General features: G+C 68.9%; 14 protein-coding genes and 1 pseudogene. 1 reads left to right on the top strand and 14 read right to left on the bottom strand.

Annotated elements, in window-relative coordinates:
• From ACZJYS_RS16485 to zapE, 7 genes are all read right to left on the bottom strand, one after another.
• The coding region (locus tag ACZJYS_RS16485; protein WP_493179633.1) for a biotin/lipoyl-containing protein at nucleotides 1-218 on the bottom strand (218 nt) is incomplete at its 3' end.
• A 41-nt stretch (nucleotides 219-259) separates the two neighbouring features.
• Complete coding sequence (locus tag ACZJYS_RS16480) at nucleotides 260-3145, bottom strand: 2-oxoglutarate dehydrogenase E1 component (protein WP_493179632.1); 2886 nt, start codon at nucleotides 3143-3145, stop codon at nucleotides 260-262.
• A 202-nt stretch (nucleotides 3146-3347) separates the two neighbouring features.
• Nucleotides 3348-4238, bottom strand: coding sequence for a succinate--CoA ligase subunit alpha (sucD, locus tag ACZJYS_RS16475; protein ID WP_109516303.1), 891 nt, complete (start codon nucleotides 4236-4238; stop codon nucleotides 3348-3350).
• A gap of 1 nt (nucleotide 4239) precedes the next feature.
• Entirely contained in the window at nucleotides 4240-5436 is a 1197-nt protein-coding gene (gene sucC, locus ACZJYS_RS16470) for an ADP-forming succinate--CoA ligase subunit beta (RefSeq protein ID WP_493179631.1), read from the bottom strand.
• 82 nt (nucleotides 5437-5518) lie between these two features.
• Nucleotides 5519-6472 carry a malate dehydrogenase gene (gene mdh, locus ACZJYS_RS16465; RefSeq protein WP_109516305.1) on the bottom strand — a complete coding sequence of 318 codons (954 nt, stop codon included), beginning with the start codon at nucleotides 6470-6472 and terminating at the stop codon, nucleotides 5519-5521.
• Between the two features lie 144 nt (nucleotides 6473-6616).
• Entirely contained in the window at nucleotides 6617-7027 is a 411-nt protein-coding gene (locus ACZJYS_RS16460; protein WP_109516306.1) for a hypothetical protein, read from the bottom strand.
• 31 nt (nucleotides 7028-7058) lie between these two features.
• A complete protein-coding gene (zapE, locus tag ACZJYS_RS16455) occupies nucleotides 7059-8246 on the bottom strand; it encodes a cell division protein ZapE (RefSeq protein ID WP_109516307.1) in 1188 nt (395 codons plus the stop codon).
• A gap of 190 nt (nucleotides 8247-8436) precedes the next feature.
• On the opposite strand from zapE, the gene ACZJYS_RS16450 reads away from it, so the two are divergent.
• The gene (locus ACZJYS_RS16450) at nucleotides 8437-8706 is read left to right on the top strand and encodes a DUF2171 domain-containing protein (RefSeq protein ID WP_109516308.1); all 270 of its coding nucleotides are present in this window, start codon (nucleotides 8437-8439) and stop codon (nucleotides 8704-8706) included.
• Nucleotides 8707-8788: 82 nt separating this feature from the next.
• Here ACZJYS_RS16450 and ACZJYS_RS16445 read toward each other — a convergent pair whose 3' ends face one another.
• The 7 genes and pseudogenes from ACZJYS_RS16445 to ACZJYS_RS16415 form a co-directional block, all read right to left on the bottom strand.
• Nucleotides 8789-9571 carry a succinate dehydrogenase iron-sulfur subunit gene (locus tag ACZJYS_RS16445; protein ID WP_109516309.1) on the bottom strand — a complete coding sequence of 261 codons (783 nt, stop codon included), beginning with the start codon at nucleotides 9569-9571 and terminating at the stop codon, nucleotides 8789-8791.
• A 17-nt stretch (nucleotides 9572-9588) separates the two neighbouring features.
• Entirely contained in the window at nucleotides 9589-11397 is a 1809-nt protein-coding gene (gene sdhA, locus ACZJYS_RS16440; protein WP_109516310.1) for a succinate dehydrogenase flavoprotein subunit, read from the bottom strand.
• Between the two features lie 113 nt (nucleotides 11398-11510).
• Nucleotides 11511-11906, bottom strand: a complete 396-nt coding sequence (sdhD, locus tag ACZJYS_RS16435; RefSeq protein WP_379633087.1) for a succinate dehydrogenase, hydrophobic membrane anchor protein — start codon at nucleotides 11904-11906, stop codon at nucleotides 11511-11513.
• A gap of 10 nt (nucleotides 11907-11916) precedes the next feature.
• A complete protein-coding gene (gene sdhC / locus ACZJYS_RS16430) occupies nucleotides 11917-12363 on the bottom strand; it encodes a succinate dehydrogenase, cytochrome b556 subunit (RefSeq protein ID WP_109516312.1) in 447 nt (148 codons plus the stop codon).
• 308 nt (nucleotides 12364-12671) lie between these two features.
• A complete protein-coding gene (locus ACZJYS_RS16425) occupies nucleotides 12672-12950 on the bottom strand; it encodes a YMGG-like glycine zipper-containing protein (protein ID WP_379633083.1) in 279 nt (92 codons plus the stop codon).
• Between the two features lie 128 nt (nucleotides 12951-13078).
• Nucleotides 13079-14110 (bottom strand): aspartate-semialdehyde dehydrogenase, encoded by a 1032-nt coding sequence (locus ACZJYS_RS16420; RefSeq protein ID WP_109516417.1) that lies wholly within the window; start codon nucleotides 14108-14110, stop codon nucleotides 13079-13081.
• Nucleotides 14111-14237: 127 nt separating this feature from the next.
• Nucleotides 14238-14575: pseudogene (locus ACZJYS_RS16415) on the bottom strand (methyl-accepting chemotaxis protein); the annotation flags it as partial.

Below are 14575 nucleotides of genomic sequence, written 5' to 3'. Positions count from 1 at the left end.
CCGAGCACGGCGCCCGGCTCGACCTCGGCGCCCTCATCGGCGGTGATCGACTCCAGCACGCCGGCGGAGGGCGCGTTGACCTCCACCGTGACCTTGTCGGTCTCCAGCTCCACCAGCGGCTCGTCGGCCGCAACCGCGTCACCGGCCTTCTTCATCCACTTGGCCACCGTCGCGGTGGACACGCTCTCGCCCAGTGTGGGCACCACAATTTCGGTCATTCTGCCGTCGCCTTCTTGCCGGTGCGATGCTCAGGAATGGGTCAGTCGAGGCCCAGCGCTTCGCGCACCAGGGCCTCCTGCTGTTGCTGATGGACCTTGGCCAGGCCGGTGGCCGGGCTCGCCGCCTCGGCGCGGCCCACATAGTCGGGCCGCTTGGCCTTGATATCGAGGTCCTTCAGCACCTTTTCGATGCGCCGGTCGACGAAGGTCCAGGCGCCCATGTTCTCGGGCTCCTCCTGGCACCAGACCACCTCGGCATTCTTGTACTCGGCGAGCGCCTTGGCGAGGCTGACGCGCGGGAAGGGATGGATCTGCTCCACCCGCACGATGGCCACGTCCTGCACGCCCTTGTCGCGGCGCTCCTGCAGCAGGTCGTAATAGACCTTGCCGGTGCAGAGCACGACGCGCTTCACCTGCTCGGCGGGGGCGATGGCGTCTACCTCCGGGATCACGGTGCGGAAGGTGGAGCCGGGCGCGAACTCCGAGAGGCTGCTGATCGCCAGCTTGTGGCGCAGCAGGGACTTCGGCGTCATCACCACCAGCGGCTTGCGGTAGTTGCGCTTCAGCTGCCGGCGCAGGGCGTGGAAGTAGTTGGCCGGCGTGGTGAAGTTGCACACCGCCATGTTGCGCTCGGCGCAGAGCTGCAGGTAGCGCTCGAGGCGGGCGGAGGAGTGCTCCGGCCCCTGCCCCTCATAGCCGTGCGGCAGCAGCATCACGAGGCCAGACATGCGCAGCCACTTGGTCTCGGCGCTGGCGATGAACTGGTCGATGATGACCTGCGCGCCATTGGCGAAGTCGCCGAACTGCGCCTCCCACAGCACCAGGGTCTGCGGGTCCGCCAGGGTGTAGCCGTAGTCGAAGCCCAGCACGCCCATCTCGGAGAGCAGCGAGTTGAAGGCCTCCATCCGCGCCTGTCCGTCGCGGATGTTGTTCAGCGGCATGTACTCCGCCTGGCTCTGCTGGTCGATCAGCACGCAATGGCGGTGGGAGAAGGTGCCGCGCTGCACGTCCTCGCCCGAGAGGCGGACGCGGTGGCCCTCCAGCAGCAGGGTGCCGAAGGCCAGCGCCTCGCCGGTCGCCCAGTCGATCCCCTCGCCCGTCTCGATGGCGTTCTTCTTGGCCTCGAGCTGGCGGACGATCTTGGAGTTGGCGTTGAAGCCCTCCGGCACGCGGGAGAGGGCGCCGCCCACCTCGCGCAGCGTGGCGAGGTCGACGGCGGTGCCGTCCTCCTTGTCCTCGTCATCCGAGCCGGCGGCCTTGAGGCCGGCCCAGTGGCCCTCCAGCCAGTCCGCCTTGTTCGGCTTGAAGGTCTGGGCGGCCTGGTAGGCCTCCTCCAGCCGGGCGTAGAAGGCGTCGAGCATCGCCTTGCCGTCCTCGGCCGGCACGGCGCCGGAGGCGGCGAGCGCCTCGGCGTACTTCGTGCGGGTCGTCTTCATCTCCTTGATCCGGCCATACATGGTCGGCTGGGTGAAGGCCGGCTCGTCCGTCTCGTTGTGGCCGTGGCGGCGGTAGCAGACGATGTCCAGCACGATGTCCGCGCCGAACTGCATGCGGTACTCGGCGGCGAGGCGGGCGCAGAACACCACCGCCTCCGGCTGGTCGCCATTGACGTGCAGGATCGGCGCCTGGATCGACTTGGCGACATCCGTGCAATACAGGCCCGAATAGGCGTGCAGCGGCACGGTGGTGAAGCCGATCTGGTTGTTCACCACCACATGCACGGTGCCGCCGGTGCGGTAGCCGATGAGCTGGCTCATCGCCAGCGTCTCATAGACCAGGCCCTGGCCGGCAAAGGCGGCGTCGCCATGCAGCAGGATGCCCATGACGGAGCGGCGGGTGCGGGTGTCGCCCGCCATGTCCTGGCGCGCGCGCACCTTGCCCACCACCACCGGGTCCACCGCCTCGAGATGCGAGGGGTTGGGCTGCAGCGAGAGGTGCACCTGGCGGCCGTTGATCTCGACATCGGTCGAGGTGCCGAGGTGGTACTTCACGTCGCCCGAGCCCTGCACGTCGTCGGGGTGCGCCGGCGTGCCCTTGAACTCGGAGAAGACCTGGGTGAAGGGCTTCTTCACCACATTGACCAGCGTGTTCAGCCGGCCGCGATGCGGCATGCCGATGGCGATCTCGTTGACGCCCTGCCCCGCCGCGGTCTCGATGATGGCCTGCAGCGCCGGGATGGTGACCTCGCCGCCCTCCAGCCCGAAGCGCTTGGTGCCGACATACTTGCGGGCACAGAAGGCCTCGAAGCCCTCGGCCTCGGTCAGCTGCTGCAGGATGGCGCGGCGGCCGTCATTGTCGAAGGCGCGCGTCCAGGGCGCGCCCTCGATGCGCTGCTGGATCCAGGATTTCTGCTCCGGGTCCTGGATGTGCATGAACTCGACGCCGATCGGCCCGCAATAGGTCGCGCGCAGGATCTGCACGATCTCGCGCAGCGAGGCCGTCTCCTTGCCGAGAACGCGGTCGATGAAGATCGGCCGGTCCATGTCGGCGTCGGTGAAGCCGTAGGTCTTGGGGTCCAGCTCCGGGTGCGGCTTGGCCTGCTGCAGGCCGAGCGGGTCGAGCTGCGCCTCCAGATGGCCGCGCACGCGGTAGGCGCGGATCAGCATCAGGACGCGGATCGAATCCAGCACCTGCTGGCGCGAGGCCGCGGGGTCGGCCGCCACGGCGGGGGCGGGCTTGGCGGCCTTCTTCGGGTCGGCCTTCGGGGCCTCGGGCTCGGGCGCGAAGCCGCCGCGCGGGCGGGGCGACCAGGAAGCGCCGGTGGCGTCGTGCAGAACGGCGCGCGCATCGTCGTTCAGCGCCGCGAACAGCTCCTGGAACGAGGCGTCCACGCTGTCCGGATTCTCCACCCAGCGCGCATACAGGTCGGCGAGGAAGGTGGCGTTCGCCCCCGTCATCGCGCTTGCCAGGATATCGATACCGGCCATCATCTCCTCCTCGCCCGCACCTCGTCGGGCGCGGCGGCATCCGTTCACTACCGGGCGTCACAAAACGCAGCGCCGTCCCCGATATAGGGACGGCGCTGATTAACATAGAGGTTAAAGTCGCGGCATGGCAGCCAGCACTGACGGGCCTGCATGACAGACCCGCCCGGTTGGCCTTGCTCGCCTTGCCACGACGGGTCGGGCATCAGCCGCGCAGCGCCTTCACCATGGTCGAACCCAGCGCCGCCGGGCTCTCGGCGACATGGATGCCGGCCTCGCGCATGGCGTTCATCTTGGCCTCGGCCGTGTCCTTGCCGCCGGAGATGACGGCGCCGGCATGGCCCATGCGGCGGCCCGGAGGGGCGGTCGCACCGGCGATGAAGCCGACCACGGGCTTGTAGTTCTTGGAGCCCGGCTTGTTCTCGCGCCCCAGGAACTCGGCCGCCTGGATCTCCGACTGGCCGCCGATCTCGCCGATCATGATGATCGACTGCGTCTCGGGGTCGGCCAGGAACATCTCCAGCACCTCGGTGAAGTCGGTGCCCTTCACCGGGTCGCCGCCGATGCCGACGCAGGTGGACTGGCCGAGGCCGGCCGCCGTGGTCTGCGCCACCGCCTCATAGGTCAGCGTGCCCGAGCGGGACACGATGCCGACAGAGCCGCGCTTGTGGATGTGGCCCGGCATGATGCCGATCTTGCAGGCGTCCGGCGTGATCACGCCCGGGCAGTTCGGCCCGATCAGGCGGGACCTGGAGCCGGAAAGCGCCCGCTTCACCTTCACCATGTCCAGCACCGGGATGCCCTCGGTGATGCAGATGATGAGCGGCACCTCGGCGTCGATCGCCTCCAGGATGGAGTCGGCGGCAAACGGCGGCGGCACATAGATGACGGAGGCGTTGGCGCCGGTGGCCTCCACGCATTCCGCCACGGTGTTGAACACCGGCAGGCCGAGATGCGTCTGGCCGCCCTTGCCCGGGGTCACGCCGCCCACATAGTTCGAGCCGTAGGCGATGCCCTGCTCGGCGTGGAAGGTGCCCTGGCTCCCGGTGAAGCCCTGGGTCATCACCTTGGTGTTCGCGTCGACGAGGATGGCCATCTTACTTGGCTCCCTTCACGGCGGCGACCACCTTCTCGGCGGCGTCGGCCAGGTTGTCGGCCGGGATGATCTTCAGGCCGCTCTCGGCCAGGATCTTCTTGCCGAGCTCCACATTGGTGCCTTCCAGACGCACCACCAGCGGCACCGAAAGGGTCAGGTTCTTGGCCGCCTGCACCACGCCGGTCGCGATCATGTCGCACTTGGCGATGCCGCCGAAGATGTTGACCAGGATCGCCTTGACGTTGCTGTCGGAGGTGATGATCCGGAACGCCTCGGTCACGCGCTCGGCCGTCGCCGTGCCGCCGACGTCGAGGAAGTTCGCCGGGCTGGAGCCGTAGAGCTTGATGATGTCCATGGTGGACATCGCCAGGCCCGCGCCGTTCACCATGCAGCCGATCTCGCCGTCGAGCGCCACATAGTTCAGGTCGTTCTTGACCGCGTCCAGCTCCTTCGGGTCCATCTCGCTGTCGTCGCGCAGGGACTCGAGGTCCTTGTGGCGGAACAGCGCGTTGTCGTCGAAGGACACCTTGGCGTCCAGCGCCACGATCTCGCCCGCGCCGGTGACGACCAGCGGGTTGATCTCGACGATGGCGCAGTCCAGCTCGACGAAGGCCTGGTACATGGCCGTGACGAACTTGGTGAAGGAGGCGACCTGCTTGCCCTCGAGGCCCAGCCCGAAGGCCAGCTTGCGGCAGTGGAAGCCGGAGACGCCCGAGGCCGGGTCGATGACCGCCTTCAGGATCTTCTCGGGGTGGTGCTCGGCCACCTCCTCGATCTCCATGCCGCCCTCGGTGGACGCCATGATGACGATGCGGGAGGTGTCACGGTCCACCAGCAGCGAGAGGTACAGCTCGCGCTTGATGTCGCAGCCATCCTCGACATAGACACGGCTCACCAGCTTGCCGGCCGGGCCGGTCTGCTTGGTGACGAGGGTCTTGCCGATCATCGCCTCGGCCGCCGCGCGGACATCCTCGACCGACTTGACGACGCGGACGCCGCCCTTGCCGTTCGGGTCCTCGGCGAAGCGGCCGGCGCCACGCCCGCCGGCATGGATCTGGCTCTTCACCACATAGACGGGGCCGGGCAGCTTGCTTGCCGCCTCGGCCGCCTCCTCGGCGGTCCAGGCCACATGGCCGTCGAGCACCGCGACGCCGTAGCGGCGCAGCAGCTCTTTGCCCTGATATTCGTGAATATTCATCCGCTCACCCTTTGCTGGGCTGGACGGCCGGGGCGCGGCCGGATGGGGAGCGGCCGGGGCGACCGCCCCGGCCGCGGGAGGCTCAGACGCCGAGCTTCTTGAAGTCCGCGATGAGCTTCTTCACCGCGTCGCAGGATTTGTCGAAGGCGGCCTTCTCGGCGTCGGTGAACTGGACCTCGACGATCTTCTCCACGCCCTTGTCGCCGATGACGACGGGCACGCCGACATAGAAGTCGTTCATGCCGTACTCGCCGTTCAGCAGCACGGCGCAGGGCAGGACGCGCTTCTTGTCCTTCAGGTAGCTCTCCGCCATGGCGATGGCCGAGGCCGCCGGGGCATAGAAGGCCGAGCCCTTCTCCAGCAGCTTGACGATCTCGCCGCCGCCATTGGCGGTGCGGGTCACGATGGCGTCGATCTTGTCCTGGGTGGTCCAGCCCATCTTCACCAGGTCCGGCACCGGGATGCCGGCGACGGTGGAGTAGCGGGTCAGCGGCACCATGGTGTCGCCATGGCCGCCCAGCACGAAGGCCGTCACGTCCTCGACCGAGACGCCGAACTCCTCGGCCAGGAACAGGCGGAAGCGCGCGGAATCCAGCACGCCGGCCATGCCGACGACCTTCTCGGGCGGCAGGCCGGACTTCTGCTGCAGCACCCACACCATCACGTCGAGCGGGTTGGTGATGCAGATGACGAAGGCGTTCGGGGCATAGGTCTTGATGCCCTCGGCGACCTTGGTGATGACCTCGGCGTTCTTGGTCAGCAGGTCGTCGCGCGTCATGCCCGGCAGGCGGGGGAAGCCGGCGGTGACGATCACCACGTCGGCGCCCTCGATGGCGGCGTAGTCGGCGGCGCCGACCATCTTGCTGTCGAACCCGTCGACCGGGCCGGACTGCATGATGTCCAGCGCCTTGCCGGCGGCCACGCCGGCGAACACGTCGAACAGGACGACATCGCCCAGTTCCTTGAGGCCGATCAGGTGAGCGAGCGTGCCGCCAATATTGCCGGCGCCGACCAGCGCAATCTTCTTACGGGCCATAGGAGGCTCCTTCCCGAGGCGTTCGTCGATGGGCGAGATCAGGGAAATCTTGCAGCGGCTACCTACTCCGCCCCACCCGCATGGGCAAGGCGGGCTGGTGCCGTTTCAGGACAATCGGAACGCCAGGGGCCGGAGGATTGCCGCTCAAAGCGGCATGCAGCGGATCACGTCATCATGGCCGCGGGCCAGGGTGGCCAGGGTGCCCACCGGGCACTCGCGCTGGGTGCCGGAGGCCAGCGGCAGGCCGGCCTGCCAGGAGGTGAGGCGCGCGCCGCCGGCCGGCGGGCGGGCGGCCGGCCGCACGGCGGTGCGCTGCGGCTGCATGGCGGGGCGGCGCAGCAGCTGGGTGCCCTTGGCGGCAGCCGGGCGGACCGCGCTGCGCTGCGGCTGCGCGGCCGGCCGGGCTGCCGTGCGGAGGACGCTGCCCGCCTTGGCGGATTTGGCGGAGACGGTGCGCCCCTCGCCGCGATTCGGCGCGGCTTCCGCGCCAGAGATCATGCCGGGGGCGATGGAGGCGGCCAGGAGGCCGAGCAGGCAGAGCGGGATCAGTCGCATGGCAACTCCTTTCCGGTGGCGGCCCCGCTCCTCAGGTGAGGTGCGGCAGGCCCAGATAGTCGTGGCTTTGCATTTCCATCAGGCGCGACGCGGTGCGCTGGAACATCGCCGCGTTCTCGCCCTGCTCGTAGAGCTGGTCCGGCAGGGCGGCGGCCGAGGCCACCAGCTTGCAGCGGTGCTCGTAGAGCGTGTCGATGAGGGTGATGAAGCGGCGGGCCTTGTCGAAATTGTCCGGCCCCAGCCGCGGCACGCCGTCCAGCACCAGCGTGTGGTAGTGGGTGGAGATGGCCAGGTAGTCGGCCGGCCCCAGCGGCTTGCCGCAGAGCGCATCGAAATCCGCCCGCGCCACGCCGCCCGCCGCCTGCGGGATCTCGACCCGCCGGCCGAGCACCGAGATTACCTCCGGGGCGCCATGCGGCTTGCCGGTCAGCTCCCGGAAGGCGGCATCCAGCGCCCGCTCCGCCCGGCCATCGGCCGGCGCGTGCCAGGTCGGCAGGCCCTGGATGCGGTCACGCCGGTAATCCTGCGCCGATTGCAGGTGCAGCACCGCCACGTTCCTGTTGATCAGCGCGATGAAGGGCAGGAAGGCGTCCCGCCCGGGGCGGCCCTTGAACAGATCGTCCGGCGCCGTGTTGCTGGTGGCAACGATGACGGTGCCGCGCGCGAACAGCGCCTCGAACAGCCGTCCCAGGATCATCGCGTCGGCGATGTCGTGCACCTGGAACTCGTCGAAGCAGAGCAGCGAGGCCTCGGCGAGGATCTGGTCGGCCAGCGGCGGGATCGGGTCCGCCGCGTCGCCATGCTGCTTCTTCCAGGCATGGATGCGCTGGTGCGACTGCTGCATGAACTGGTGGAAGTGGATGCGCTTCTTCCGCGGCACGTCGGCGCAGAGGAAGAACAGGTCCATCAGCATGGACTTGCCGCGCCCCACCTCGCCCACGAGGTAGAGGCCCTGCGGCGCGTTGCCCGGCGCCTCCTCCACCGGCTTGCGGCGGAAGAAGCGGCTCATGAAGCCGCCGCCCTCGGCCGTGGGCTGCTCCTGCCGCGGCTCGTAGCCGCGGGTGCGGCGCCACAGATCCTGCAACGTCTCGGCGGCGAGCGCCTGGGCGGGGTCGGCGCGGAGCTCCCCCGCCGCCACCTTCGCACGGTAGGCCGGCAGAGGACCTTCAGCGGGGGACGGGGGGCTTGCGGCACCGCCCGGCTTTAAGGGGCCATCCATCGCAATGCGGCATAGCCTGGGTGGCCGAAACCGGCAACCGCACTTTCACAACGTTCCACAACCTACGGAAAGGGTGGGTTTTTTAGATTTCGTGAAGTGATGAAAGCAGCGTCATGTTCCGGCGGCGCATCCCCTGCCTGCATGGCTGCGTTTACAAATCAGACGAAACAACAGAACGGAGCGACGCCCAATGATCGACAAGTCCACGATCACGGAACAGGCTGAAATCGTCGGCTCCTGTGGCAACCATCTCGGCACCGTCGACCATCTGGAGGGCGACTTCATCAAGCTGACGCGCAACGATTCCACGGATGGTCAGCACAAATACCTGCCGATCTCGGCGGTGGCCTCGACCGAGCCGGGACGGGTGACCACGGTGGTCAATCACAAAGCCGCGCAGTCCCTCCTGCAGGACGCGCCGGAGCCCGGGATCGGGCCGAATTTCCAGGCCCAGTCCTGAGGGCGAATCGGAATCGAAAAGGCCCGGGGGAATTCCTTCCCCCGGGCCTTTGTCTTGTTCCGGACAGTTCCGGTGAAGGGCGTCAGCCCTGGCGCTCGACCATCATCTGCTTGATCTTGCCGATGGCCTGGGCCGGGTTCAGCCCCTTCGGGCAGGTCGCGGCGCAGTTCATGATGGTGTGGCAGCGATACAGGCGGAACGGGTCCTCGAGGTCGTCGAGGCGCTCGCCCGTGTGGTCGTCGCGCGAATCCGCGATCCAGCGATAGGCCTGCAGCAGCACGGCCGGGCCGAGATAGCGGTCGCCATTCCACCAGTAGGAGGGGCAGGCCGTGGAGCAGCAGAAGCACAGGATGCACTCCCACAGCCCGTCGAGCTTGGCGCGCTCGTCCTTCGACTGGCGGCGCTCCTCATCCGGCGGCGGCGGCGTGTCGGACTTCAGCCAGGGCTCGATGGAGCGCAGCTGCGCGTAGATATGCGTCAGGTCCGGCACCAGGTCCTTCACCACCGGCATGTGCGGAAGCGGCGTGATGCGCACGTCCTTCTTCACATCCTCGATCGGCTTCAGGCAGGCCAGCGTGTTCATCCCGTCGATGTTCATCGAGCAGGAGCCGCAGATGCCCTCGCGGCAGGAGCGCCGGAAGGTCAGCGTGGTGTCCACCTCATTCTTGATCTTGATCAGCGCGTCCAGGACCATGGGGCCGCACTTGTCGAGATCGATCTCGTAGGTGTCGTAGCGCGGGTTCTCCCCCGTGTCGGGGTCGAACCGGTAGATCTTGAACGCCTTGACGTTCTTGGCGCCGGCCTCGGCCTTGTAGGTCTTGCCGGTGCCGATGGTGGAATTCTTGGGCAGCGTGAAGGTGGCCATGAGTCCCGCTCCTTCCCTCAGTAAACGCGCGGCTTGGGCGGGAAGACCTGGACCTCGTTGGTGAGGGTCCGCATCTTCACGTCACGGTAGTCGAGGCTGATCTTGTACTTGTCGTCCATGCGGGCAAGGGTGTGCTTCATCCAGTTCGCGTCGTCGCGCTCCGGATAATCCTCATGCGCATGGGCACCACGGCTCTCATGCCGCGCCTCGGCGCCGACCACGGTGGTCAGCGCGTTGCCGATCAGGTTGTCCAGCTCCAGCGCCTCGACCAGGTCGCTGTTCCAGATCAGGCTGCGGTCGGCGATGCGGATGTCCGAATAGCCGGCGGCCACCTTCTCCATCTTCTCCACGCCTTCCTTCAGCAGATCGGAGGTGCGGAAGACGGCGGCATGGGTCTGCATGGTGCGCTGCATCTGCAGGCGCAGATCGGCCACCGAGGTGCCGCCCTTGGCGTGGCGGACGCGGTCCAGCCGGTCCAGCGCGGCCTCGCCGGCCTTGGGCGGCAGCGGCGCCTGGGTGGCACCGGGCTTGATCGTCTCGGCGGCGCGCAGCGCGGCGGCGCGGCCGAACACCACGAGGTCGAGCAGCGAGTTGGTGCCGAGGCGGTTGGCGCCATGCACCGAGACGGAGGCCGCCTCGCCCACCGCCATCAGGCCAGGCACCACCCGGTCCTGGTCGGTGCCGGTCGCCGCCAGCACCTCGCAGTGGATGTTCGTCGGGATGCCGCCCATGTTGTAGTGGACGGTCGGGAGCATCGGGATCGGCTCCTTCGTCACGTCCACGCCGGCGAAGATCTTCGCCGTCTCGGAGATGCCGGGCAGCCGCTCATGCAGCAGGTCGGCGCCGAGATGCTCGAGATGCAGGTGGATGTGGTCCTTGTGCGGGCCGACGCCCCGCCCCTCGCGGATCTCCATCGACATGGCGCGGCTGACGACGTCGCGCGAGGCGAGGTCCTTCGCCGTCGGCGCGTAGCGCTCCATGAAACGCTCGCCCTCGGAGTTGGTCAGGTAGCCGCCCTCGCCGCGGGCACCCTCGGTGACGAGGCAGCCCGAGCCGTAGATGCCGGTGGGGTGGAACTGGACGAACTCATTGTCCTGCAGCGGCAGGCCGGCGCGCAGCACCATGCCGCCGCCATCGCCCGTGCAGGTGTGGGCGGAGGTGCAGGAGAAGTAGGCGCGGCCATAGCCGCCGGTGGCCAGCACCACGGTCTGGGCACGGAAGCGGTGGAGGCTGCCATCCTCCAGGTTCCAGGCCATGACGCCGCGGCAGGCGCCGTCCTCCATGATCAGGTCGAGCGCGAAATACTCGATGAAGAACTCGCACTGGTGCTTCAGCGACTGCTGGTAGAGCGTGTGCAGGATGGCATGGCCCGTGCGGTCGGCCGCGGCGCAGGCGCGCATGGCCGGGGTCTTGCCGTAGTTCTGCATGTGCCCGCCGAAGGGGCGCTGGTAGATGCGGCCATCCTCGGTGCGGCTGAAGGGCACGCCGAAGTGCTCCAGCTCGATGATGGCCGGCACCGCCTCGCGGCACATGTACTCGATGGCGTCCTGGTCGCCCAGCCAGTCCGACCCCTTGACGGTGTCGTACATGTGCCAGCGCCAGTCATCCTCGCCCATGTTGCCGAGGGCCGCGCCGACTCCGCCCTGCGCCGCCACGGTGTGGCTGCGGGTCGGGAAGACCTTGGTGATGCAGGCGGTTTTCAGCCCCGCCGCACCCATCCCGAAGGTGGCGCGCAGCCCGGCACCACCGGCGCCCACGACGACGACGTCGTAGGTGTGGTCCACCACGCGGTAGGCGCCCGAGGAGGGCATGGTGATCGCGTTCATCGTCCCGATCCGTCCGTCACTTGCGCAGCGGGCACAGGGAGCCGCCGCCTTTCCAGAAAGCACTCAGCGTGAAGATGGGCGGGAGTGGCGCCTTGCCACCCCCCACCGCTGGTTCAGATCGCGATCTTCAGCACGGCCACGGCGGCCAGCACGCCGAACAGCGCGCAGGCGGCCTTCACCGCCAGGATCACCGCCATGCGCACCATCTCGCTGCGCGTGTAGTCCTCGATCACCACCTGCATGCCCGAGGCGGCGTGCTGGAAGGCGAGGCCGATGGACAGCAGCAGCAGCGTGGCGTTCAGCGGGTGGGCGATCCACGCCACAACCTCGGCGTATTCCTTGCCGCCCATGGTGGCGACCGAGAGGATGAACCACAGCATCAGCGGCAGCAGCGCCATCGAGCTGACGCGCTGGATCCACCAGTGGTGCGAGCCCTGCTTGGCGGAGCCGAGGCCACGGACGCGGCCGAGCGGCGACTGCAGGGGAACGCGGGTCGGGGTGTCGCTCATGTGCCGCTCCTCAGCCCCAGGCGATGATGACGATGAACCAGGTCAGCACCGTCAGCACCGCGGTGCCGATCAGCACGGCCCGGCCGGTGCGGTAGGTGGTCGGCAGGTCGTAGCCATAGCCGGCGTCCCACATCAGGTGGCGCACGCCGCCCAGGGTGTGGAACCACGCCACGGCCGTCATGCCGAACAGGATGAGGATGCCGAGGAAGGAGGAGAAGAACCACTGCGCCGTGGCGAAGGCCCGCGGGCCGGCCGCAGCCGCCACCAGCCACCACACCAGGAAGAGCAGGCCGACCGTCCAGGCGATGCCGGTCGCGCGGTTCGCGATCGACAGGCCGCTGGTGATCTGCATCATGTCATAGACCTGCAGGTGCGGGGACAGGGGGCGCCTCACCGGCGTCCCGTCCGTGCGGCGCCCCACCATGGTCGCCTCGCGCGCGTCTTTCGTACTGGCCATGGACCGATCCCGCTCCGCCTATTCTGAAACGCTCCCGGCCCGGCCTGGGCAAGCGGCCGGGGGGAAGCGGTGGAACCTTTTATGGTGCGCTGCCATGCAGCGTCAACGCGCCCACCCCGCCCATGCCACGGTGCGGTAAAATTGCGGGTTAACGTTTTCGCCTTTTCATCCGCGATGCCCGGCCATGACGGGGCTGGGCAAGCCACGCCGGATAGCCACGGTCGTCTTTGTCCGACTCGGTGCCCGGTGCGGGTGGCGGAAGGGCGGAAAAGGTCCGGCGGCTCCCGCGGGGAGCCGCCGCGGCAGGGTCAGTAGCCGTAATAGCCGCCGCGGGGCGGGCGGCGGTCGTAATAGGGGTCGACCGGCCGCTCCGGCGTGGTCACCGCGCCGCCCACGGCCCCCAAGGCGCCCCCGATCAGCGCGCCGGTGCCGGCATTGCCGCTCAGCGAGCCGATGCCCGCGCCGGCGCCGGCGCCCAGCGCGCCAGCGCCCAGGGCGCGCTGGCCCGGGCTGTAGGGGTCGGTGCAGGCCGCCAGACCGAGCACCAGCCCGGCCGCCAGCCCGACGCGCATCAGGGTCTTCCGCATGATGAATCCTCCTGGCTTGAACAACACCTGGAGGTTCCGCCCGGATGCCGGACAAAGATGCGGCGGCAACGTGGCCGTGCCGCCGCAATCCCATACTTTCGCGTGATGCGCCCGGCGGGGGCGGCGCCTCAGGCCGCCTGCTTCTCCAGCAGGCCCTGGCGCACCAGCTCCTCGGCGATCTGCACGGCGTTCAGCGCCGCGCCCTTTCGCAGATTGTCGGCCACGCACCAGAAGGCGAGGCCGTTCGGCACGGTGGGGTCGGCGCGCAGGCGGGAGACGAAGACCGGGTCCTCGCCCGCGATCTCCACCTGGGTGGCGTAGCCGCCATCCTCGCGGTGGTCGAGCACGGTGATGCCCGGCGCCTCGCGCAGCGCCGCCCAGGCCTGGTTTACCGTGATCGGCCGCTCGAACTCCACATGCACCGCCTCGCCATGGCCGATGAAGGCCGGCACGCGCACGCAGGTGGCCACCACCTGGATGTCGGGGTCGAGGATCTTGCGGGTCTCGACCGCCATCTTCCACTCCTCCTTGGTGGCCCCGTCATCCATGAACTTGTCGATGTGCGGGATGCAGTTGAAGGCGATGGGCTTGGTGAACACCTCGGGCGTGGCCGCGTCGTTGACGAAGACGCCGCGGGTCTGGGTGAACAGCTCGTCCATCGCCTCCTTCCCCGCGCCGGAGACCGACTGGTAGGTGGCGACGACCACGCGCCGCACCGTGGCGATCTCGTGCAGCGGCTTCAGCGCCACCACCATCTGGATGGTGGAGCAGTTGGGATTGGCGATGATGTTGCGCCGGCGGAAGCCCTTCAGCGCCTGCGGGTTCACCTCCGGCACCACCAGCGGCACGTCGTGGTCCATGCGGAACTGGCTGGTGTTGTCGATCACCACGCAGCCCGCCGCCGCCGCGCGCGGCGCATGGATGGCGGAGACCGAGGCGCCGGGCGAGAACAGGGCGATATCGGTGCCGGCGAAGTCGAACTTCTCCAGGTTCTGCACCTTCAGCACGCCCTTCTCGCCGAAGGACACCTCCTGGCCCGCCGAGCGGCCCGAGGCGAGGGCGATGACCTCGCTGACGGGGAAGTCCCGCTCCGCGAGGGTCTTGAGGATCTCGCGCCCCACATTGCCGGTGGCGCCGACGACCGCGACCCGGTAGCCCATGGTGTCCATCCCCCTGAAATCGGTGCCCTGCAATCGTTCGCGGGCGAAAAAGCGGGCTGGCTTAGCGCCGGCGCGCGGGGCGGCGCAACTGTTTTGCACCCGCCTCCCCGCGCGCGCCCCGCCCCGCTCAGGCCCGCACCGCCTGCAGGAAGCTGTCGGAGCGGCTGCGCAGGGCGCTGGCCTGGCCGGACAGCTCGCGCGCCGCCTCCAGCACATGCCCGGCCGAGCCGCCGGTCTCCGCCGCCGCCATCCGCACGCTCCCGATGCGGGAGCTGACGGTGCCGGTGGCCTCCGCCACCTGCGCGGCGGCACGCGCGATCTCCTGCGTCGCCGCCCCCTGCTCCTCCACCGCGGCGGCAATGGCGGTGGCGATGCCGTTGGTCCGTTCCACCGTGCTGCCGATGCCGCGGATCGCCTCCACCGCGCGGCTGGTGGCGGCCTGCATCTCGGCGATCTGGCTGCTGA

It is taken from the genome of Roseomonas sp. TS2, from assembly GCF_058833935.1.
Note: the sequence above shows the minus strand (reverse complement) of the source record. Positions and strands in the feature narration are given on the sequence as shown.